17 protein-coding genes are annotated in these 21,183 nt (G+C 61.4%); 9 read left to right on the top strand and 8 right to left on the bottom strand.

All coding sequences use genetic code 11. The annotated features are described in order from the left end of the window. Window positions 1-2: 2 nt before the first annotated feature. Entirely contained in the window at window positions 3-1,517 is a 1,515-nt protein-coding gene (gene betC, locus HU767_RS03255; protein WP_186728496.1) for a choline-sulfatase, read from the bottom strand. A gap of 114 nt (window positions 1,518-1,631) precedes the next feature. On the opposite strand from betC, the gene HU767_RS03250 reads away from it, so the two are divergent. Further along, window positions 1,632-2,582 (top strand): LysR family transcriptional regulator, encoded by a 951-nt coding sequence (locus HU767_RS03250; RefSeq protein WP_186728495.1) that lies wholly within the window; start codon window positions 1,632-1,634, stop codon window positions 2,580-2,582. A gap of 73 nt (window positions 2,583-2,655) precedes the next feature. On the opposite strand, the gene HU767_RS03245 is transcribed toward HU767_RS03250, so the two are convergent. Then, on the bottom strand, window positions 2,656-3,315 hold the full coding sequence (locus tag HU767_RS03245; RefSeq protein WP_186728494.1) for an NAD(P)H-binding protein: 660 nt from the start codon (window positions 3,313-3,315) through the stop codon (window positions 2,656-2,658). An 84-nt stretch (window positions 3,316-3,399) separates the two neighbouring features. Between HU767_RS03245 and HU767_RS03240 the strand changes: the two genes are divergently transcribed. The 6 genes from HU767_RS03240 to HU767_RS03215 all read left to right on the top strand — a co-directional run bounded on the left by HU767_RS03240 (window position 3,400) and on the right by HU767_RS03215 (window position 11,191). Further along, a complete protein-coding gene (locus tag HU767_RS03240) occupies window positions 3,400-3,738 on the top strand; it encodes a DOPA 4,5-dioxygenase family protein (protein ID WP_186728493.1) in 339 nt (112 codons plus the stop codon). Window positions 3,739-4,155: 417 nt separating this feature from the next. Beyond that, window positions 4,156-5,463 carry a CitMHS family transporter gene (locus tag HU767_RS03235; RefSeq protein ID WP_060739862.1) on the top strand — a complete coding sequence of 436 codons (1,308 nt, stop codon included), beginning with the start codon at window positions 4,156-4,158 and terminating at the stop codon, window positions 5,461-5,463. A 77-nt stretch (window positions 5,464-5,540) separates the two neighbouring features. Further along, a complete protein-coding gene (locus HU767_RS03230) occupies window positions 5,541-6,308 on the top strand; it encodes a TerC family protein (RefSeq protein WP_186706414.1) in 768 nt (255 codons plus the stop codon). A 349-nt stretch (window positions 6,309-6,657) separates the two neighbouring features. Further along, a complete protein-coding gene (locus HU767_RS03225) occupies window positions 6,658-8,316 on the top strand; it encodes a Na/Pi cotransporter family protein (RefSeq protein WP_186728492.1) in 1,659 nt (552 codons plus the stop codon). Window positions 8,317-8,531: 215 nt separating this feature from the next. Beyond that, window positions 8,532-9,920: an insulinase family protein gene (locus HU767_RS03220; protein WP_186706416.1), complete on the top strand. Its 1,389-nt coding sequence runs from the start codon at window positions 8,532-8,534 to the stop codon at window positions 9,918-9,920. Between the two features lie 263 nt (window positions 9,921-10,183). Beyond that, window positions 10,184-11,191 carry a DUF5924 family protein gene (locus HU767_RS03215; protein WP_186706417.1) on the top strand — a complete coding sequence of 336 codons (1,008 nt, stop codon included), beginning with the start codon at window positions 10,184-10,186 and terminating at the stop codon, window positions 11,189-11,191. 296 nt (window positions 11,192-11,487) lie between these two features. Here the strand turns inward: HU767_RS03215 and HU767_RS03210 are convergent, their stop codons facing one another. The 5 genes from HU767_RS03210 to HU767_RS03190 all read right to left on the bottom strand — a co-directional run bounded on the left by HU767_RS03210 (window position 11,488) and on the right by HU767_RS03190 (window position 15,961). Beyond that, window positions 11,488-12,717 carry a spore maturation protein gene (locus HU767_RS03210; RefSeq protein WP_186706418.1) on the bottom strand — a complete coding sequence of 410 codons (1,230 nt, stop codon included), beginning with the start codon at window positions 12,715-12,717 and terminating at the stop codon, window positions 11,488-11,490. Window positions 12,718-12,907: 190 nt separating this feature from the next. Next, window positions 12,908-14,239: a glutamate/aspartate:proton symporter GltP gene (gltP, locus tag HU767_RS03205; RefSeq protein WP_186728491.1), complete on the bottom strand. Its 1,332-nt coding sequence runs from the start codon at window positions 14,237-14,239 to the stop codon at window positions 12,908-12,910. Window positions 14,240-14,943: 704 nt separating this feature from the next. Beyond that, entirely contained in the window at window positions 14,944-15,408 is a 465-nt protein-coding gene (locus HU767_RS03200) for an inhibitor of vertebrate lysozyme family protein (RefSeq protein ID WP_186728490.1), read from the bottom strand. A gap of 2 nt (window positions 15,409-15,410) precedes the next feature. Continuing rightward, entirely contained in the window at window positions 15,411-15,575 is a 165-nt protein-coding gene (locus tag HU767_RS03195; protein WP_003177151.1) for a DUF1328 domain-containing protein, read from the bottom strand. 80 nt (window positions 15,576-15,655) lie between these two features. Continuing rightward, window positions 15,656-15,961 carry a hypothetical protein gene (locus HU767_RS03190; RefSeq protein WP_186706421.1) on the bottom strand — a complete coding sequence of 102 codons (306 nt, stop codon included), beginning with the start codon at window positions 15,959-15,961 and terminating at the stop codon, window positions 15,656-15,658. 438 nt (window positions 15,962-16,399) lie between these two features. Here HU767_RS03190 and algB point away from each other — a divergent pair, with 438 nt between their 5' ends. Both algB and HU767_RS03180 read left to right on the top strand, forming a co-directional pair. After that, window positions 16,400-17,746 (top strand): sigma-54-dependent response regulator transcription factor AlgB, encoded by a 1,347-nt coding sequence (gene algB, locus HU767_RS03185; protein WP_003177149.1) that lies wholly within the window; start codon window positions 16,400-16,402, stop codon window positions 17,744-17,746. Between the two features lie 10 nt (window positions 17,747-17,756). Continuing rightward, the gene (locus HU767_RS03180; RefSeq protein WP_186728489.1) at window positions 17,757-19,547 is read left to right on the top strand and encodes an ATP-binding protein; all 1,791 of its coding nucleotides are present in this window, start codon (window positions 17,757-17,759) and stop codon (window positions 19,545-19,547) included. A gap of 8 nt (window positions 19,548-19,555) precedes the next feature. On the opposite strand, the gene HU767_RS03175 is transcribed toward HU767_RS03180, so the two are convergent. After that, a complete protein-coding gene (locus HU767_RS03175) occupies window positions 19,556-21,169 on the bottom strand; it encodes an EAL domain-containing protein (protein ID WP_186706423.1) in 1,614 nt (537 codons plus the stop codon). Window positions 21,170-21,183 lie beyond the last annotated feature (14 nt).

The following is a 21,183-nucleotide window of genomic DNA, read 5'->3' as shown; positions in this document are numbered from 1 at the left end:
CGTTATTGGTTTTGGCAGGGTTGTGGATAACGGGCCTTGCGCTCCAGATCGTCGAGGTCGATGTGGTTGCGCATGTACTGCTGGCTGGCGTCCACCAGCGGCTGGTGATCCCAGCTCTTGAGTTTGCCCAGGGTCAGCGCCTGGGCGACGAAACGGCGGCGGCGTTGACTGGCGAGTACCTGTTGGTGAATCGCCGGGATATCCCACTTGGCGCGGGCTTCGGTGAGAAAATCGGCGAATAGGGTTTGATGCTCCGCAGATTGGCTGAGATCTTCCAGTTCCTTGGGATCATTGCGAACGTCGAACAGCAGGCACGGGTCATCTTCGCTGTAGATGAATTTCCACGGGCCACGACGGATCATCATCAACGGGCTGATGGTGCCTTCGGCCATGTATTCACCGAAGACTTCATCATGGCCGCCCTGCCCTTGCAGGTGCGGCACCAGCGAACGGCCATCCAGCGGCAAGCCCGGTTCCAGCGTGCCGCCGGCCAGTTCCACCAGGGTCGGCAGCAAGTCGGCGGTGGACACGGCCGCGCCCACCCGGCCGCTGGCGAACTGCCCCGGTGCGCTGATCAGCAGCGGTACGCGAGCGGCCATTTCGAACCAGTGCATTTTGTACCAGAGGCCCTTTTCGCCGAGCATGTCCCCGTGATCGCCGGAGAACACGATAATCGTATCGTCCAGCAGACCGGTGTCCTCCAGGGTTTGCAGCAGCTTGCCGACGTTGCTGTCAATGTAGCTGCACGCACCGAAATAGGCGCGACGGGCATCGCGAATCTTATCCACAGGCAGCGGCTTGTCCCACAAGTCGTAGACTTTCAGCAACCGCTGGGAATGTGGATCGAGGTCCGTTTGCGCCGGGGTCTGGGGCAATGGGATGTCGTTGTCGTCATACAAATCCCAGAAAGCCTTGGGAATTGTGTACGGGTCGTGTGGGTGGGTCATCGACACGGTCAGGCAGAACGGCTGGTCACCGTCCTCGCGGATGTGGTCGAACAGGTACTGCTGGGCCTTGAACACCACTTCTTCATCGAAATCCAATTGGTTGGTGCGCACGCAAGGCCCGGCCTGCAACACCGACGACATGTTGTGGTACCAACTGGGCCGCACGTCCGGCTCGTCCCAGTTCACCGCCCAACCGTAGTCGGCCGGGTAGATGTCGCTGGTCAGGCGCTCTTCGTAGCCGTGCAGTTGGTCGGGGCCACAAAAGTGCATCTTGCCGGATAACGCCGTGCGGTAGCCGAGGCGGCGCAGGTAATGGGCGTAGGTCGGCACATCTGCGGGAAAGTCCGCCGCGTTGTCGTATGCGCCGATCTTGCTCGGCAACTGGCCGCTCACCAGGGTAAACCGCGACGGCGCGCACAGTGGGCTGTTGCAATAGGCGGCGTCGAACACCACGCCCTCAGAGGCGAGGCGCGACAGGTTCGGCAGCTTGATCGGTGAAGGACCGTAGATCGGCAACATTGGCGCGGCCATTTGATCGGCCATGATGAAAAGAATGTTCTTGCGCTTCATGTATTCGCGGCATTCCATAGTAGGCAGTTATGCGACATTGCTGCGATTGAGCATGTAGCCCCCGGGTTTTGGGGTAAAGCCCATGCAGGATAATGACTAGGATAAGCACAGCTTATGTATGACGCCCTGGGTAACCTGTCCCTGGAACTGTTCCGAGCCTTTGAAGCCGCGGCCCGCCAGCAAAGCTTTACGGCCGCGGCGATTGAGCTGGGCACCACGCAACCGGCCATCAGCCAACAGATCAAGCGCCTGGAAGAGCAACTGGGTACGCGGTTGTTTGATCGCATCTACCGTGGCATCGAACTGACCGAGGCCGGGACGATCCTGTTCGAGCAGGTGCAGGCCGGTTTGCAGAGCATCGATGCCGGGCTCAGCGCCATCACTGCCCAGCATCAGCACGAGGTGCTGCAAGTCGCCACGGACTTCGCCTTCGCCGCCTATTGGCTGATGCCGCGCCTGCATCGCTTTCACGCCGCCAACCCGCAGGTAGACGTGAGCCTGGTGACCAGTGAACGCAATCACAACATGCTCCGCACCGATATCGACGTTGCCGTGCTGTTCGGCGACGGTCGCTTCAAACAGGGCGAAAGTCGCTGGCTGTTCAGCGAAGAAGTCTTTCCGGTGTGCAGCCCGCTGCTGCTCAAGGAGCGTCCCCTGCCCTTGCCCGCCCAGGCCTTGGCGGAATTTCCGTTGCTGCATTTGCGCGCGAGCAACAGCAACAGCTGGTTCGACTGGAGTGGTGTATTCCGCGAATTGGGCATCACCTCGCCGCCGGCGCCCGGGCAGTTGCGCTTCGACAACTACACGCTGCTCATCCAGGCGGCGATTGGCGGCCAAGGCGTCGCGATTGGCTGGCGTCACCTTGTGGATAACTTATTGGCCCAGGGCCTGTTGTGTCGTCCGATCGCGGAAACGGTGCTGTCGCGGCTGGGGTATTACGTGGTTTTGCCCCAGCGTAAACGGCGCGGTGTGTTGATCCGGCAATTCGTTGATTGGCTGATGGAAGAACAGGCTAACAGCGCCGAGTCGCTCACGGGATTGCCGTTGCCGTCGATTGCTGTTTGAGTACGTGGCCGTCTTTTTGGGGCCGCTACGCGGCCCAGCGGGAGCAAGCTCCCTCGCCACGGGATGTCCATCTCTAATTGGCGGGCACGAAGCTGACGTGCTCGCCCACGTGCAGGTTCAGGCGCAGCTCGTCGGCGATGCCGACCGCCACGCGGTTGAGCCGCTCCAAGGTTTCGGCCAGGCCAGGTTCCAGGCTGGTGCTGACCTGGCTGAAATGTTCGATGCCCAGGCCAGGCGCGGCGTAGGGCGCGTTGATCAAGGTCCACTGCAAGGCACTGCTCTTCAGGGCGTCGAGCATTTCTTCGGCGGCGTGGCGCTGCAAATCATCGTCGGCCTGTTCTTCGTCCAGCAGCGCAAAATCGCCCACCAGGAACAGCCGTGTAATGTTCACCGCCTGCATGCCGGCGATCAGGGCATCCACCGCCAAGACCTGCTCCACCGGGCCGGGAACCAAGGTGCGCTCCACCTGTTCGCTGTTCATCGGCAACCCTGGCGCGTTCAACAGGCACACCACGGCGCTGGCGCCGGCGACACTTTGCTTGACCCGCTCCGGGTCGAACAGATCGCCGGTCTTGGTCCGCAGGCCCGGGCGTGGGGCCAGGGCGGTGAGGTCATCGAGAATGGCGATGACCTCATGCTGGCGCCGTAGCAGTTCAGCCATCAACGCACTGCCGAGGCTGCTCATGGCACCATAGAGCACCACTTTGATGACCGGGGTTTCGGCGTTTTTCATGGCTGTTTTCCTCGTTGTCCCGCCTGTAAAGGCTCTGACCCGCGGCAAACGGCGAGGGTTCGGCCTCTTTTCAAGGAGAAACAGATGCAGCGGATCAAGGGCTACCACGCCCACGTGTATTACGACGCCAATACCCTCGACCAGGCGCGGGCGCTGTGTGAGGAAGCGGCGCAGTTGTTCCCGCTGAAAATGGGCCGCGTCCATCAACGCCCGGTCGGCCCGCATCCGGACTGGAGTTGTCAGCTGGCCTTCGATCCGCAGTACATCGGCGTGGTCCTGCCGTGGCTGGCCCTGAATCGCAAGGGGCTGGTGATTTTCCTGCACCCGGAGACCGGCGATGACCTGGCCGATCACACCGACCATGCGATCTGGATGGGCGCGGTGCGGCCGTTGAATCTTTCAGCCTTCAAAGCAAAAACCTGACTGCTTTTGTGGCGAGGGGATTTATCCCCGCTGGGGCGCGAAGCGGCCCCTAAATCTGTCATCGCGCAATTTTCAGGAGAAATGCGTTCTGCCTTTATTGGGCCTGCTGCGCAGTCCAGCGGGGATAAATCCCCTCGCCACAAAGTAACTTCGTGCGTTTGGTCATACGCTCGGCTTGCGAAAGGCTGCTGAAAGCTTGCGCGATTAGGATCGCCTCACCTACCGGCAACAGACCGGTGGCCTACAACGAGTCTTTCTGATGCTCGTTCGGCCTTTTTAACAACAACAATGGTGATTCTGATGTCCGCTGCTACCCGTCCCGCTGCACCCACTCCATCCGTCCGCCCCGTGCTTTGCATCCTGCGCTGACCTGTCCGGTTCGCCTTCCATAGCCGCGCCACGCCTGGAGTATTTCCCATGCTGACTTTCCTTGGCTTCGCCATGGTCATCACGTTCATGTTCCTGATCATGACCAAGCGCCTGTCCGCGCTGATCGCCCTGATCATCATCCCGATCCTGTTCGCCCTGTTCGGTGGCTTCGCGCCGAAAATCGGCCCGATGATGCTCGAAGGCATCACCAAGCTCGCCCCGACCGGGGTGATGCTGATGTTCGCGATTCTGTATTTTGCCCTGATGATCGACTCCGGCCTGTTCGACCCGGCCGTGCGCAAGATCCTCAAGCTGGTCAAGGGCGACCCGTTGAAAGTTTCGGTCGGTACCGCCGTTCTGGCGCTCGTCGTTTCCCTTGATGGTGACGGCGCGACCACTTACATGATCTGCGTGGCCGCGATGCTGCCGCTCTACAGCCGCATCGGCATGAGCCCGCGCATCATGGCTGGCCTGATCATCCTCGCCGGCGGCGTGATGAACATGACCCCGTGGGGCGGCCCAACCGCCCGGGCAGCCAGTGCGCTGCATGTGGACCCGTCCGACATCTTCGTGCCGATGATCCCGGCGATGCTGGCCGGTGTCGTGGCGATCCTGGCGATTTCCTACATGTACGGCAAGCGCGAACGTGCGCGCCTGGGTGAATTGCACCTGGCGGGCGATGAGATCGACCACAGCGAAATCAGCGTGTCCCAGTTCCCGGACGCCCGCCGTCCGAAGCTGATCTGGTTCAACGGCGCGCTGACCCTGGCCCTGATGTGCACCCTGATCGCTGGCCTGTTGCCATTGCCGGTGCTGTTCATGGTGGCCTTCAGCATCGCGATGATCGTCAACTACCCGTGCCTGCAACAGCAGAAAGACCGCGTCGCGGCGCACGCCGGTAGTGTACTGGCGGTGGTCGGGCTGATTTTTGCGGCAGGGATTTTCACCGGCATCCTGTCCGGCACCGGCATGGTCGACGCCATGTCCAAGAGCCTGCTGGCGGTGATTCCGGAATTCCTCGGTCCTTACCTGGCGGTCATCACCGCACTGGTGAGCATGCCGTTCACGTTCTTCATGTCCAACGATGCATTTTATTACGGGGTGTTACCGGTTTTGGCCGAAGCCGCCAGTCATTACGGCATCACCGCCGTAGAAATGGCCCGTGCCTCCATCGTCGGCCAGCCCGTGCATCTGCTGAGTCCGCTGGTTCCGTCGACTTATCTGCTGGTGGCCCTGGCGGGAATCGAGTTCGGCGATCACCAACGCTTCACCTTGAAGTGGGCAGTACTGGTTTGCCTGTGCATAATGTTCGCCGCCTTGCTGATGGGGATTTTTCCGCTGTTCAGCACTCTATAAAAGCAACGCCCGCTGCGTCGCCCCTCTCGGGTAACCGAAGGCGCGGCGCGGCCTAACACTCGCTCAAAGGAACTCACATGGAATGGCTGACCAACCCGGAAATCTGGGTTGCCTTCTTTACCCTGACCGCCCTGGAAATCGTCCTGGGCATCGATAACATCATCATGATCTCGATCCTGGTCAGCCGCATGCCCAAGCACATGCAGGCGCGCACCCGGATTTTCGGTCTGGCACTGGCCATGATCACGCGGATCCTGTTGCTGCTGTCCATCACCTGGGTCATGCGCCTGACGGCCGATTTGTTCGAAGTGTTCGGCCAGGGCATCTCCGGTCGTGACCTGATCCTGTTCTTCGGCGGCCTGTTCCTGCTGTGGAAAAGCTCCCAGGAGATGTACCACGCGCTGGAAGGCGAAGATGAAAGCAGCGACGCGCCTTCGGGCAAGGGCGGCAACTTCATCTACACCATCATCCAGATCGCGATCATCGACATCGTGTTCTCCCTGGATTCGGTCATCACCGCGGTCGGCATGGTTTCCCATGTGCCGGTCATGGTCGCGGCAATCATCGTCGCCGTACTGGTGATGATGCTGGCCTCGGGCACCATCAGCACGTTCATCGACAAGCACCCGTCGCTGAAGATGCTGGCGCTGTCGTTCCTCCTGGTGGTCGGTACCGTGCTGATTGCCGAGTCGTTCGACGTGCACGTGCCAAAAGGCTACGTCTACTTCGCCATGGCGTTCTCCCTGGCGGTGGAAGCAGTCAACATCAAGATGCGCACCGCGATGGCGCGCAAGCGCAAGCAACAGGATCCGGTGAAACTGCGCAAGGACATGCCGGGTCAGTAAGGTATAGGGCAGTGAATGAAAGGGGCTCTTGGAGCCCCTTTTTCATGCCTGCGGGAAAGCGGCCAGGTCATTAAGCTGGAATGCATACCCCTGTGGGAGCGGGCTTGCTCGCGAAGGCGGTGGATCAGATAGCACCGATGCGACTGACCTACCGCTTTCGCGAGCAAGCCCGCTCCCACAGGATCTTTGTCGTTCTGGACGACCTGTTTTCATGACAGTTTTGTTTCAATCGATTCTTTAGCTGTGCAATGCTGGCGCCCGTACCGTTCGCCAACTACAGCTTAAGTACAAGAACGAAGAATGTGGCATCACCCATTTGTTCCTTTGGGACGCTAACAGGGGGCCTCTCATGCTGACCCTGCTCAATTTGCTCTCCGCCGTGGCCCTGCTGATCTGGGGCACGCATATCGTGCGTACCGGCATCCTGCGGGTCTACGGCTCGAACCTGCGCCACGTCATCAGCCAGAACATGTCCCGGCGCTGGCTGGCGTTCATCGCCGGCATCATGGTCACGGCCATGGTCCAGAGCAGCAACGCCACGGCCATGCTCGTTACCTCGTTCGTCGGCCAGGGCTTGATGGCGCTGACCCCGGCCCTGGCGACCATGCTCGGCGCCGATGTCGGCACCGCGTTGATGGCACGGGTGCTGACCCTCGACCTGTCGTGGCTGTCGCCGCTGCTGATTTTCCTCGGGGTGATTTTTTTCCTCTCGCGCAAACAGACGCGCGTCGGGCAAATGGGCCGGGTCAGCATCGGCCTGGGCCTGATCATCCTCGCCTTGCAGTTAATCGTCGAAGCCGCCGCGCCCATCACCCACGCCCAAGGCGTGAAAGTGATCTTCGCCTCACTGACCGGCGACATCCTGCTCGATGCGCTGGTCGGCGCGCTGTTCGCGATGGTCTCCTATTCCAGCCTCGCGGCCGTGCTGCTCACCGCAACACTGGCCGGCGCCGCGGTGATCAGCCTGCCGGTGGCCATCGGCCTGGTGATCGGCGCCAACATCGGCAGCGGCATCCTGGCGTTCCTCAGCACCAGCATGCAGAACACCGCCGGACGCCAGGTGGCGCTGGGCAGCCTGCTGTACAAGCTGATCGGGCTGGTGTTGATCATTCCGGTGCTCGATCCGCTGGTGGGCTGGCTCGATAGCCTGGATTTCAGCCCCCAGGAAACCGTGATCGGCTTCCATCTGCTCTACAACGCCGTGCGGTGCCTGGTGTTGCTGCCCAGCGTCGGCCCGATGGCCAGGCTTTGTGCCTGGCTGCTGCCGGAGCGGCCCGAGACCAACGGCACGGCCAAGCCCCGCCACCTGGACGCCACCGCCCTCGCCACCCCGAGCCTGGCCCTGGCGAACGCGGCCCGGGAAACCTTGCGCATCGGCGACCTGATCGAAAACATGCTCGAAGCCATGCTGGACGTGCTGCGCGGAGCGCAAACGGCGGTGACCCAGGACGTCCGGCGCATGAGCGATGACGTCGAAGCGCTGTGCAGTGCCATCAAGTTGTACATGGCGCAAATGCCCCGTGAGGACCTCAGCGAACAGGACAGCCGCCGCTGGGCGGAGATCATCGAACTGGCGATCAACCTCAAGCTGGCCAGCGACCTCATCGAGCGCATGTTGCGCAAGGTCCAGCAGCAGAAAACCTCGCAACGTCGTTCCTTTTCCGAGGTCGGCCTGGAGGAATTGGCGGGGCTGCACAGCCACTTGATCGCCAACCTGCGATTGGGCCTGTCGGTATTCCTCAGCGCCGACCGGGAAAGCGCCCGGCAGTTGCTGCGTGAGAAACGTCGCTTTCGAGCGCAGGAGCGGCGCATGGCCCACGCCCATGTCAGCCGTTTGCAACGCAAAGTCGTACAAAGCATGGAGACCAGTTCCCTGCACCTGGAGCTGATCGCTGACATGCGACGCCTCAATTCGCTGTTTTGCGGCAGTGCCTACGTGGTGCTGGAGACGTCCGAGATCGGCGCGCTGGCGGCCGATGAAATTTCCGACATTACCCATTCGCCGTGAACGACTGGCGCATTGATCAGTCAGTAACAATGTCAGTGAAAAACGTCAGTCAAAAACAATGGCTCGGGCCTGAAACCGTTCACCGGCCCGCCTGCTCCCGTTGTCATGAACACCGCATAGATTCGATAGGGGGAGCGAGCCGACTCCGGGCGACACTCCGCCGTTGACGGCCTGCCCGACACCATGGACCTCCACCCAGCCGCCAGGAAGCCTTTATGCGTTGTCTGTTGCTCGCCGTTCTTTTGCTCGGTTCACTGCCCGTGGTCGCCCTGGACCGGTTCCAGGTCGAAGGCTACATGCTGCCCAACGGCCTGCAACTGCTGCTCAAGCCCGGCACCGAGCGCGGGCACGTGGCGATCCGGCTGGTGGTGGGCGTGGGCCTGGACGACTTCAGTTGCGCCGACAAGGAACTGCCGCACCTGCTCGAACACCTGCTGTTCAGCGGCGTCGACGAAAGCGGCGAAGGCGGCCTGGAAGAGCGCATGCAAGCCTTGGGTGGCGAGTGGAACGCGTTCACCAGCAACGCCGACACCACGTTCGTCATCGAGGCCCCGGCACGCAATCAACGTAAGGTCCTGGACCTGCTGCTGGCGCTGTTGACCCGCACCCGCATCGATGAAAAAGCCCTGGAAGCGGCCAAGCGGGTGGTGGAGCGCGAAGACGGCGGCCACTACACCCACTTGCAACGCTGGCTCGATCGCCAAGACCTGGGCCACAAGGCCAGCAATCAGTTGGCGGTTGAGTTGGGCCTGCGCTGCGCGGAACGGCCCGAGGTCCAGCGCCATACCCTCGCCCGCCTCGAACAAGTGCGAAAGGACTGGTATGCGCCGAACAACATGACGCTGATCATGGTCGGCGATCTCGACCGACTGCTGCCGGCCTACCTGGAACGCGCCTTTGGCGAGCTCGAACCGGTGGAGCCCAGTGTCCACGAGGCGCTGCCGCAGATCCGCTACAAGGCGGTCACCAAGCGCAATCTGATCCGTGGCCTGGTCGGCGACAGCGCCAAGCTGCATTGGCTGTTCCCCGAGCCGGTGCTGGACGAGCAACATGACGAGACGTTCGACCTGCTCAAGGATTACCTGGATTGGGCGCTCTACCGCCAATTGCGCCTGGACCGCAGCCTGTCCTACGGGCCGTGGACCGAGCGCGAAGTGTTCGGCGGCGTTGGCTTCTTCAGCCTGAACGCCGACCTGTCCCGCGAGGACCTGCCCGAAGCCGAACAAGCCCTCGAAGAGCTGCGCAAGACCTTGCTCAAGGATGGCCTGGACCCGGCCAGTTTCGTGCGCATCAAACGCGCGGCCATCGCCCATCAGTCCTGGGCGGTTCAAGGCAACAGCGCACTGGCCGATTACTACTGGAGCGCCCTGGGTGACTATGAAGACGGCCGCTTCGCCAACCCGGCGGTCCGCCTGCAGGGGGTGAGCCTGGAACAGGCCAACGCGGCCCTGCGCGAACTGCTCAAGGACCCGGGGTATTTGCGCATCGAGAAGCCGTTGCTCAGTGATGATGAGCTTGTCTGGGGGCTGGCTGGTTTGCTGGGGTTGCTGCTGGTGGGGATTGGGTGGCGATGGAGTCGCAGGGCGCGACCGACGTCTGATTGAGCGAGCTTGCTCGCGATGACCCTCGCTCAGGAGCACTCAAATCCCGTGGCGAGGGAGCTTGCTCCCGCTCGGCTGCGCAGCAGTCGCAACCCCGGGCAATGCGGTCTGTCTGAAGAAATGCAGGGGCCTGCTTCGCAGGCCAGCGGGAGCAAGCTCCCTCGCCACAAAAGATAGCCACGGTAGGCGTCGCGCTCCTCGCCTTGTCATCGTCCTGGCGATACTCTGTCAGGGATATTTCCTACGACTTACTGTGAAACCACTGAATGCAAAACCTGACGGTCTATCTCCAGCGCATCCTTGAATTGATGAAGCGCTATCCAGGGGTCATTGCGCTCGGCGGTTTCATCTCCGGGGTCGGCAGTTTCATGCTGGTGGACCGCCAGCAGGGCCTGGCGACCTGGATTGCCATCATGATGCTGGTGAGTTGGCTCTGGCTGATGGTGGAGAACAGCATGACCCGGCTGTTCACGCGGATTTTCAAACGGGAAATCCCCCAGCCGCTGTTGCGCTATGCCACGCAGATGATTCACCAGGAAAGCCTGTTTTTCGTCCTGCCGTTCTTTTTTATCACCACCACCTGGAACAGCAGCCAGCTGCTTTTCACCGGGCTGCTGACCATCGCGGCGCTGATTTCGATCACCGATCCGCTGTACTACAAATGGCTGGCGCCCCGGCGCTGGGCGTTCCTGGCGCTGCACACGCTGACGCTGTTCGCCGCCCTGCTCACCGCGTTGCCGGTGATCCTGCACCTGACCACCGACCAGAGCTTCAAGCTGGCGCTGGGCACTGCCATGTTGCTGTCGTTTCCCAGCCTGGCCTCGATCTTCCCGATCCGCACCGTGCGCAACGCCCTGGCGATCCTCTGCATCACCGTGGGGATTGGGGCCGCTGGGTGGATGCTGCGCTCCTGGGTGCCACCGGCCACGCTGTGGATGACCGAAGTGGCCATCAGCACCCAACTGGAGGACCGCACGCCGGGCGCCAGCCTCAAGCAGGTCAGCGCGGCGCAGATCCGCGGCAATGGCCTGTACGCCTACACGGCCATCAATGCGCCGCGAGGGCTCGACGAGCGGATTTATCACGTCTGGCAGTTCAACGGCAAAGAAGTCGACCGCATCGCCCTGGACATCCATGGCGGGCGCAAGGAAGGCTATCGCGCCTGGACCCACAAGCAGAACTTCCCGGAAAATTCGACCGGCAAATGGCAAGTGCGAGTGCTCACGGAAAACGGCCAGATGATCGGCGTGCTGCGTTTCGAGGTGACGGACTGAAGGTCCTTGGACCTTATCGCGAGCAAGCTCGCTCCCACAGGGATTCGCGGTGACCTGTGGGAGCCGGGCTTGCTCGCGATGGCAGCGCCTGGGTCTATCCGCTACACCGAGGTGTTTGCATCGCGGGCAAGCCTTGCTCCCACTAGCTCAGCTTCCACAGTGGTTCTGAGGTGTAGCCAATATTTATGTCCGGCTCTGGACCCTGTGGGAGCCGGGCTTGCTCGCGATGACGGCGGCACATCCAGCAGCGCTGTCAGCTGAATCACCGCTATCGCGAGCAAACTCACTCCCGCCGCTTAGCCAAAGAACCAGTAGCACACACCAATCGCCGCCACGACTCCGGCGAACTCCGCCAGCAACGCGCAGCCCACGGCATGGCGCGCCCGCTGGATGCCCACGGCACCGAAATACACTGCCAGCACGTAGAACGTGGTCTCGGTGCTGCCCTGGATGGTCGCCGCCACCAGGGCCGGGAAGCTGTCCACGCCGGAGGTCTTCATGGTCTCGATCAACATGGCCCGGGCGGCGCTGCCAGAGAACGGCTTGACCATGGCAGTCGGCAAGGCATCGACGAACCGCGTGTCCAGGCCGGCCCATTGCACCAGGTGGCGGATACCGTCCAAGCCGAAATCCAGCGCGCCCGAGGCCCGCAGCACGCCGACGGCGCAGAGCATGGCCACCAGGTACGGCAGCAGGCTCTTGGCAACGTCGAACCCTTCTTTGGCGCCTTCGACAAAGGCTTCATACACCTTGACCTTGCGCAGTGAGCCCACCACCAGGAACAGGATGATCAGGCCGAACAGCGTCAGGTTGCCGAGGATCGATGACAGCCCCGCCAGCGCCGTGGCCGAGAGCGTCGCCAACAACGCCATGAAACCACCCAGCACCAGCGCACCCGGAATCAGGTAAGCCAGCACCACCGGGTCCCACAGGCGCAGGCGTTGCATGAACGCCACGGACAGCAGCCCCATCAGGGTCGAGGCGCTGGTGGCGAGCAGGATCGGCAGGAATACCAGGGTCGGATCCGGCGCGCCTTGCTGGGCGCGGTACATGAAGATGGTCACCGGCAGCAGGGTCAGCGACGAGGCATTGAGCACCAGGAACAGGATCTGCGCGTTGCTGGCGATGGTCGGGCTGGGGTTGAGGTCTTGCAGGGCGCGCATGGCCTTGAGGCCGATGGGGGTGGCCGCGTTGTCCAGCCCCAGGCCATTGGCGGCGAAGTTGAGGGTGATCAGGCCGATCGCCGGATGGCCTGCGGGCACTTCCGGCATCAAGCGCAAGAACAGCGGGCCGAGGGCCTTGGCCAGCCAGTCGACGATCCCGGCCTTTTCGGCGATGCGCAGGAAGCCCAGCCACAGGGTCAAGGTACCGAACAGCAGGACCATCACCTCCACCGACAGCTTGGCCATGGCGAAAATGCTTTCCACCATGGCCGCGAAGATCCCGGCGTTGCCGCCAATCAGCCACTGCGCCAGCGCCGACACGGCTGCCACGATAAAGAAGCCAAGCCACAGGCCATTGAGCATCGGTTAAGTCCCTCGGAAGATGCCGCGAATGATAGCGGGGCTGGCAGAAACGACAAACCCCGGATTGCTCCGGGGTTTGGTTGGCTTGATGTTGAATGTGCCGCCGCCATCGCGAGCAGGCTCGCTCCCACAGGGAACACTCGTCAGTGTGGGAGCGAGCCTGCTCGCGATGGCGGCCTCAAGGCAGGCATCAATTGCTGGAAGTTTCCCCCGCCGGCAACGGCTCCTTGCTGCGCCAGTGCGGCAGGGAGTTCCAGTAGCGCTGCCCCTTGGCATCGTCGTACATGCCTTCCCAACGCGCGATGACCAGCACCGCCAGGGCGTTGCCAATAACGTTCAGCGCAGTACGGGCCATGTCCATGATGCGGTCGACACCGGCGATGAAGGCCAGGCCTTCCAGCGGAATACCCACGCTGCCCAAGGTGGCCAGCAGCACCACGAACGACACGCCCGGCACGCCGGCAATGCCCTTGGACGTGACCATCAGCGTCAGCACCAGCAGCAATTGCTGGCTGATGGACAGGTCGATGCCGTACAGCTGGGCGATGAAAATCGCCGCGATGCTCTGGTACAGGGTCGAGCCATCAAGGTTGAACGAATAACCGGTCGGCACCACGAAGCTGCAGATGGCTTTCGGCGCACCGTAGGCTTCCATCTTCTCGATCACGCGCGGCAGCACGGTTTCGGAACTGGCGGTGGAGTAGGCCAGCACCAGCTCATCCTTGAAGATGCGCATCAGCTTGAGCACCGAGAAGCCGAACAGGCGGGCGATCAGGCCCAGCACGACGAAGGCGAAGAAGGCGATGGCGACGTAAACCAGGATCACCAGTTTCGCCAACGGCAGCAGGGAGGCGAAGCCGAAGTTGGCGACTGTCACCGCGATCAGGGCAAACACACCGATCGGGGCGTATTGCATGATCATGTGGGTGACTTTGAACATGCTTTCCGACACGCCCTGGAACATTTTCACCAGCGGCTCGCGCAGGTCCGATTGCAGGCTGGACAGGCCCAGGCCGAACAAGACGGAGAAGAAAATGATCGGCAGCATCTCGCCACGGGCGACGGCGGCAAAGATGTTCGACGGGATCAGGTTGAGGATGGTCTCGATGAACGCATGTTCATGCTGGACTTCCGCCGCCGTGGCCCGGTACTTGGAAATATCCACCGTACCCAGGGTGCTCATGTCGATGCCACTGCCCGGTTGGAAGAAGTTGGCCAACAGCAGGCCGACGACGATGGCGATGGTGGTGACGATTTCAAAGTAAAGAATGGTCTTGAGACCGATACGCCCGAGCTTCTTGGCATCACCCACCCCGGCGATGCCGACGATCAGCGAGGAAATCACGATCGGGATCACGATCATCTTGATCAGACGGATAAAGATATCGCCCGCCGGTTGCAGCACGTTGCTGATCCACCAGGCCTTCTCGGCACTGAAATGGTTGAGCAGCGCGCCCAATGCAATCCCTAGCACCAGACCGATGAGGATCTGCCAGGCGAGGCTTAGTCGTGCCTTCTTCATATCGTTACCCTTACTTCAGTTGGACTCGGACAGGGGCGCGAACGGCTCGTCGATGACGAAAAACATTCACGCCCCTGCCCCCGTATAAGGTCACCCCGAGCACGCGCGAGCGGCTTACTGGCAGGCGAAAAAAGGCGCAACTATTGCGATGCCAGGGGGGATCGTCTAATGCCGTAAACGCCTACCCCATGCCGAATCGGCATGAGATTTTCCAAACGAAACCCGCCTAACAAGCGGTTCGAATGCGCCATTTATGCAGGCATAAGTGCCGTGGAGCGGCCATTTCAGCGTAGCTGGGCTGATTCAGCCTGGGTTGGTAAACCGATGAAATGGCAACGCATCGAAGCGCAGCCCACGAGACAATTTATCTCGGCATTCTCCGATATACGGTCGAGGAAAGGGCAATAAATTGGCGGGAGGAGACAAAATGCCGCATCGCGGCCGGCGTATGACGCCAGAAGAACCCAATCGCTCTGGCTCACGCATTGTGCGACACGAAGCTCTACGCAAGTTCGCCAAGCCATGCGGGCTTTGCGAACTTGCGTCGCAGCTTTTACCTGACCCGGCCCTTTCGCAGGCACCCCTTGTGCCCGTAGGTCACTCCGACGCTCATCCGTCAGAACGTCCCGGCCCCCTGGTCATGCACCGGCCCTCCTCGGGCTGTGCAGCAGGGAAAAGCAGGGCTGCTTTTCCCGTTTTCAGAATCAGTACCAGTTCGGATCTTTCTTCAGTTGTTCCATCAACAGTTCTTGCATACCTTCATTGGGATTACCGAGGAAACGGTAATCGGCATGACGGGTTGGGGACTTGTCCGCCGGCAGTCCCGCAGGGACTTCCACCAACATGGCATAGGCCTCGTCCTTGTCGAAACTGAAGGCAACGATCAGACGCTTGTTGCGGCACGTCGCCTGGGCTTCACAGAGCGGCCCCACCAAGTACTTGTCGCCGTCTTCCTCGACAGCATTCATCTGTTCCGAATCGCCTGTCAGGTTCATCACCCATTCCGGCAGGCGTTCTTCTTTTTTCACGACGTGCTGCCAAGTCTCGCGGTATTGCGGGTCCGCCTGCAGCACTTGGTTGACGCGCATCTGTCCGTCATTGGCAGCCATTGCCATGGCACTGCCGCCCAGCAACAGGGCGGCGGCCAGTCCTTTGAATGAAACGCTCATGGTCAGCCTCGGCCACGACGGCCAAAGAAGAAGGAAGCAATGAACATCACCAGGAACACGACAAAGAGAATCTTGGCGATGCCCGTGGCGGTGCCTGCGATACCACCGAAGCCCAGTACGGCGGCGATGATGGCAATGATCAGGAAGGTAATTGCCCAGCTCAACATGGTGATTCTCCTTACGCTTTTCTATTTAGTGAGGGTCTGGCGGTGATGGTTCCGGCGCAGTGGACGACCGGTACATCGGGTTAAAACACCCAGCGCTCTTCACGCGGCATGTCGGTCATTGGCTGAACCTGATCGACATCCATCATGCGCATGGCAGAGGAAGCGTCCTTGAGGTTGCTGACGGCGCTGAAGTGGGTTTGTGGGGCGCGATGAATCGAAACTTGCGGCGCTTCTGGTTGCTGACGCTCCTGCCAGAGCAACCATTGCTGGCCAATCACGAGCGTGACCAACAGGGCCAGGGCAGCCCACAAGCCCTGCTGGAGGTGCAGAGAAGAGAGTCGAAATTGGGCGGCGCTTTTAAATTGGGCGGCACTTTGACGATTCATCCTGAAATTCCTCCCCACCCGGGTGTGGTGTCTGGTTGAGGCGCTTATACGCCAACGTTGACCAGAGCATTGCAGCCGCCGTGCCAGGATTTTGTTCAGATAAATCTCTTTAAAATCAATATGTTGTGGAATCACCACAAAACGCGGGGAACGCATCCTGCACGATGGCCCGCGCGCCTGTCGTGCGTATTGCACGAGTGGAAAAAGAAAACGCGTCAGGTTGTTTTGGAACTGCCTGTCAGACGCAACCGTCGGAATCAGCGATACGAACCGTCCGACCCGTAGGAAGCAGAAAAAAAGGAACTCAAATCAGGCTTTTAGGAGTCAGACATCCACAGAGGCACGCTCGGTGGGTAATATCCCCTCAGAATCGACCATGCAACTTGCCCGATTTTTCTGACACTAACCAACATCATTCATTAAAGGAGCGTAGGAAAAATGGAATCCGCCACTGAGCACCAAGGCCGCATTCTGCTGGTAGACGACGAGTCCGCCATCCTGCGTACGTTCCGTTACTGCCTGGAAGACGAAGGCTATACCGTCGCCACGGCCAACAGCGCTGCCCAAGCCGACGCACTGCTGCAACGCCAGGTGTTCGACCTGTGTTTTCTCGACCTGCGCCTGGGGGAAGACAACGGCTTGGATGTCCTGGCACAAATGCGTATCCAAGCCCCGTGGATGCGAGTGGTGATCGTCACCGCCCACTCGGCCGTCGACACCGCGGTCGATGCCATCCAGGCTGGCGCCGCCGATTACCTGGTCAAGCCTTGCAGCCCGGATCAGCTGCGCCTGGCCACCGCCAAGCAACTGGAAGTGCGCCAACTGTCGGCAAGGCTCGAAGCCTTGGAAGGCGAGGTGCGTAAACCCAAGGACGGCCTCGACTCCCACAGTCCGGCGATGAAAGTCGTGCTGGAGACCGCGCGCCAAGTGGCCAGCACCGACGCCAACATCCTGATCCTCGGCGAATCCGGCACCGGTAAAGGCGAGCTGGCTCGAGCGATCCACGGTTGGAGCAAGCGCGCGAAGAAATCCTGCGTCACCATCAATTGCCCGTCACTGACCGCCGAATTGATGGAAAGCGAGTTGTTTGGCCATAGCCGAGGGGCGTTCACCGGCGCCAGCGAAAGTACCTTGGGCCGGGTCAACCAGGCCGACGGCGGCACACTGTTTCTCGACGAGATCGGCGATTTTCCGCTGACTTTGCAACCCAAGTTGTTGCGATTTATCCAAGACAAGGAATATGAGCGGGTAGGGGATCCGGTCACTCGCCGCGCCGATGTGCGAATTCTCGCCGCCACCAACCTCAACCTCGAAGACATGGTGCGCGACGGGCGTTTTCGCGAAGACCTGCTGTATCGCCTGAACGTCATCACCCTGCACCTGCCGCCGCTGCGTGAGCGCGCCGAAGACATCCTGACCCTGGCCGATCGCTTCCTGGCCCGCTTCGTCAAGGAATACGCGCGCCCGGCCCGGGGCTTCAGCGACGAGGCGCGCGAAGCGCTGCTAGGCTATCGCTGGCCCGGCAACATCCGCGAACTGCGCAACGTGGTCGAGCGCGCCAGCATCATCTGCCCACAGGAAAAAGTCGAAATCAGTCACTTGGGCATGGCCGAGCAGCCGGTCAACAATGCGCCGCGCATCGGTGCCGCTTTGAGCCTCGATGAACTTGAAAAAGCCCACATCGGCGCGGTGCTGGCCACGGCCGATACCCTCGACCAGGCGGCCAAGACCCTGGGTATCGATGCTTCCACGCTGTATCGCAAACGCAAGCAGTACAACCTGTGAGCGACACCTTATGAAACTGGCGATGAAGCTGCGCACGCGACTGTTTCTCAGCATCTCGGCGCTGATCACCGTGGCCTTGCTGGGGCTGGTGCTTGGCCTGGTCAGCGTGATGCAGATGGCCAACACCCAGGAACAATCGGTACGCGACAACTTCATCCTGCTGGACCTGGGCCTCAAGTTGCGCCAGACCCTGGGCGATCAGTTGATGATCATGCTCGACGACAAGCCCAACCTGGCTGCGCTAGAGGCGTCCAAGCAGCAATACCTGGCGTTGATCGACGAGGGGATTGCCCACGAACGGAAACTGGACGATGCAGCGGTCAGCTTCAGCCGGGCCAAGGCCGACTATGTCGAGTTTCTCGAGGCTTTCACCGCGTCTCGCCAGCAGGCGAGCCAGCTCACCGGTATCAAGGCGCTCACCGAGAAATTCAACGTGCTGCGTAACGGGTTGATCGAGGGTTATCGCGAGGCCTTGACCAACATCAGTGAAACCCAGGACCGCGCCCGGAAACGTGCGATGTGGATTTCCGGGCTGCTGGGCCTGGTGGGGCTGGCGGTGCTGGTCATCGGCTTTATTACGGCCCACGGCATTGCCCGGCGTTTCGGCGCGCCGATCGAGGCGCTGGCCGCGGCGGCGGATGACATCGGCCAGGGCAATTTCGAGGTCACGCTGCCCATTTCTTCCGCCGCCGAGTTGAATCTGCTGACCCGTCGTTTCGGGGTCATGGCCCAGGCACTGCGCGAACACCAAGCCACCAATGTCGATGAACTGCTCGCCGGCCAGCAACGTTTGCAAGCCGTGCTCGACAGCATCGACGACGGCTTGCTGATGATCGACCGCCAAGGCCGGTTGGAACACCTCAACCCGGTGGCCCAGCGCCAATTGGGCTGGGATGAGGCGCGCCTGGGCCAAGGGCTGGGCGAGGCCTTGGGACGCTTGGAACTGGATGAAGAATTGCACCTGGTATTGCGCGGTGGAACCCTGGAGCGCGCACCGGAAGACCTGAGCATCGAGGTCGACGGCGAATCGCGGGTGCTGACCTACAGCCTCACGCCGGTCAGTCATACCCAGGGCCACATCCTCGGCGCGGTCATGGTGCTGCATGACGTCACCGAACAGCGCGCCTTCGAACGGGTGCGCAGCGAGTTCGTCCTGCGTGCCTCCCACGAGTTGCGCACGCCGGTGACGGGCATGCACATGGCATTCGGCCTGTTGCAGGAACGCCTGCACTTCCCGCTGGAGTCCCGCGAGGCGGACCTGCTTAACACCGTCACGGAAGAAATGCAGCGGCTGATGCAACTGATCAATGACCTGCTGAATTTTTCTCGCTACCAGAACGGCCTGCAAAAGCTGACCCTGGCGCCTTGTTCCATCGACGACCTGCTGGAGGATGCCCGGTTGCGGTTCGCCGAACAGGCCCACGCCAAGGGTATCGAGCTGCTCGTGGCCATCCAGGGTCCGCTGCCACGGTTGCACGCCGACGCCGGGCAACTGGATCGCGTGCTCGACAACCTGATCGACAACGCCATGCGCCACACCGGCGAAGACGGCCAGATCCGCTTGCAGGCCCGGCGCCATGGCGAGCGGGTGATCATCAGCGTCGAAGACAACGGTGAAGGCATTGCCTACGGCCAACAGGGACGGATCTTCGAGCCTTTCGTCCAGGTCGGACGCAAGAAGGGTGGCGCCGGTCTCGGCCTGGCCCTGTGCAAGGAGATCGTCCAGCTCCACGGCGGACGCATGGGCGTGTATTCAAGGCCGGGGCAGGGCACGCAGTTCTACATGGCGCTGACGGTCTGACTCACGGCTTAGGCTTCATCATCAAGGCGACGTCCGCGCAGGCGTCGGCCGCGGGTAATCAACTCAATGAGCTGCACCGCGCTAAGAGCATGGGCGAACAGCCAGCCCTGGCCGAACCTCACCCCTTCGCTGCTCAAATAGGAGGCTTGGGCTTCATGCTCGATGCCTTCGGCGATCACCTTGAGTTCCAGGGCGTGGGCCATGCGAATGATGTGCGGGGCCACGCCGCTGCTGGCGGCATCGTGGCCCAGGGCGTCGATGAAAGCCTTGTCGATTTTCAGGCAGTCCACCGGCAGGGTCTGCAGGTAGGCCAGGCTGCAATAGCCGGTGCCAAAATCGTCGATCAGCACCTGGTGCCCGACATCACGCAGCGATTGCAGGTTATCCCGGGCGACCAACACATCGATCAGCCCGCGCTCGGTCACTTCGAAAGCTATCTGGTTCGCCGAAACCCGATGCAACGCCAGCAGGCGAGCGATGACTTCGCCAATGCGCGGCACCATCACGTCGCAGGCCGCCAGGTTCACCGAGATATACAGCTGCGGATTGGCCCGCAACAGCTGGCCCAGTTGGTCGAACAGCCGCTGCAGCACGAAATCGGTGATCTGGCGGATCTGCCCGGTGTTTTCGGCCATCGGGATAAACAAGTCCGGGCTGGTCAGGGTGCCGTCCGGTCGTCGCCAGCGCAGCAAGGCTTCGGCGCCAACGCAGTTGCGGCTGTCGAGGTCGAAAATCGGCTGGTACAACACCTGTAGTTCACCGCGCCGAATGGCCCCGTGCAGTTCGGCATCCATGGACTGGCGGTGGCGTGCCAGGAGATACACCTGGAAACCAATCCCCAGGCCCAGCACCAGGCTGATGGGCAACATCCACCAAGCATAGGGCGGAACCTTGAAACCGTTGCGCTGGGCAATCAGCACTAGCTGATATTCCGGGCTGTCGGTGGGCATCCGATAGATCAGCCGGGTCTGCGTTACCTGCAAGGCATTTTGGCTTTTCGGTGGCCAAGGCTCCGCGGGCGGCCAGCGTTGTTGGGTGCCCAACACGGGAATGGCCCGCTCGCCATGATCCAGGACCACTAGAAGACTGCTGCCGGGTGGCAGGTCGACCACGTCGGCCAAATGTCCACGGGAGGTCGCGACGCGGAAATTGCCGCGCCCTAGCATCAACGCCGCGCGGTCTTCATCGGGTTCGGTGGTGGTATTGAGCCAATAACTGTAGGTCGGGCCCCGGAGGTCGGGCGGGCGGGTCACCGACAATCCACTCGGGCGCGGGCGATTGGTACAAACGCCGCTGCCGTCGATGTACACCGCTTCATAAACGAAACGGTAGTTGAAGCTGACCTCGCGCAAGGTCGCGATCATGTCATCGTCGCAGCCGCGCAAGGGCTGGTTTTGCAGGTCGTCGAGGCTTTCACGCAGTTGCCCGAAGAGCTGTTCCAGCCGGAGCAGGAAGCGCTCGCCCTGGGCATTCATCTGGTCGCTTTCACGCTGCTGGATCTGCTGCACCACCACGAACAGACTGCCCGCCAGCAGCAGGACGGTACTCAGGGCAGCCGCTATCATCGCCAGGAAAAGGGGGCGATGGAGCCAGCTCTGTAGGTTTTCGCGGGCAGCCGTCATCATCGGTAATCCGA

Origin of the sequence: Pseudomonas sp. SWRI179 (genome assembly GCF_014268705.1) — a bacterium.
Lineage (GTDB): Bacteria > Pseudomonadota > Gammaproteobacteria > Pseudomonadales > Pseudomonadaceae > Aquipseudomonas > Aquipseudomonas zanjanensis.
This window is presented reverse-complemented; position numbering and strand designations above follow the sequence as displayed.

Coding starts and splice junctions, on each gene's coding strand:
- algB (WP_003177149.1), top strand. CDS start 16,400: ATGGAATCCGCCACTGAGCACCAAGGCCGCATTCTGCTGGTAGACGAC.
- HU767_RS03250 (WP_186728495.1), top strand. CDS start 1,632: ATGTATGACGCCCTGGGTAACCTGTCCCTGGAACTGTTCCGAGCCTTT.
- HU767_RS03220 (WP_186706416.1), top strand. CDS start 8,532: ATGCGTTGTCTGTTGCTCGCCGTTCTTTTGCTCGGTTCACTGCCCGTG.
- HU767_RS03240 (WP_186728493.1), top strand. CDS start 3,400: ATGCAGCGGATCAAGGGCTACCACGCCCACGTGTATTACGACGCCAAT.
- HU767_RS03230 (WP_186706414.1), top strand. CDS start 5,541: ATGGAATGGCTGACCAACCCGGAAATCTGGGTTGCCTTCTTTACCCTG.
- HU767_RS03200 (WP_186728490.1), bottom strand. CDS start 15,408: ATGAGCGTTTCATTCAAAGGACTGGCCGCCGCCCTGTTGCTGGGCGGC.
- gltP (WP_186728491.1), bottom strand. CDS start 14,239: ATGAAGAAGGCACGACTAAGCCTCGCCTGGCAGATCCTCATCGGTCTG.
- HU767_RS03235 (WP_060739862.1), top strand. CDS start 4,156: ATGCTGACTTTCCTTGGCTTCGCCATGGTCATCACGTTCATGTTCCTG.
- HU767_RS03190 (WP_186706421.1), bottom strand. CDS start 15,961: ATGAATCGTCAAAGTGCCGCCCAATTTAAAAGCGCCGCCCAATTTCGA.
- HU767_RS03215 (WP_186706417.1), top strand. CDS start 10,184: ATGCAAAACCTGACGGTCTATCTCCAGCGCATCCTTGAATTGATGAAG.
- HU767_RS03175 (WP_186706423.1), bottom strand. CDS start 21,169: ATGACGGCTGCCCGCGAAAACCTACAGAGCTGGCTCCATCGCCCCCTT.
- HU767_RS03195 (WP_003177151.1), bottom strand. CDS start 15,575: ATGTTGAGCTGGGCAATTACCTTCCTGATCATTGCCATCATCGCCGCC.
- HU767_RS03210 (WP_186706418.1), bottom strand. CDS start 12,717: ATGCTCAATGGCCTGTGGCTTGGCTTCTTTATCGTGGCAGCCGTGTCG.
- HU767_RS03180 (WP_186728489.1), top strand. CDS start 17,757: ATGAAACTGGCGATGAAGCTGCGCACGCGACTGTTTCTCAGCATCTCG.
- betC (WP_186728496.1), bottom strand. CDS start 1,517: ATGAAGCGCAAGAACATTCTTTTCATCATGGCCGATCAAATGGCCGCG.
- HU767_RS03245 (WP_186728494.1), bottom strand. CDS start 3,315: ATGAAAAACGCCGAAACCCCGGTCATCAAAGTGGTGCTCTATGGTGCC.
- HU767_RS03225 (WP_186728492.1), top strand. CDS start 6,658: ATGCTGACCCTGCTCAATTTGCTCTCCGCCGTGGCCCTGCTGATCTGG.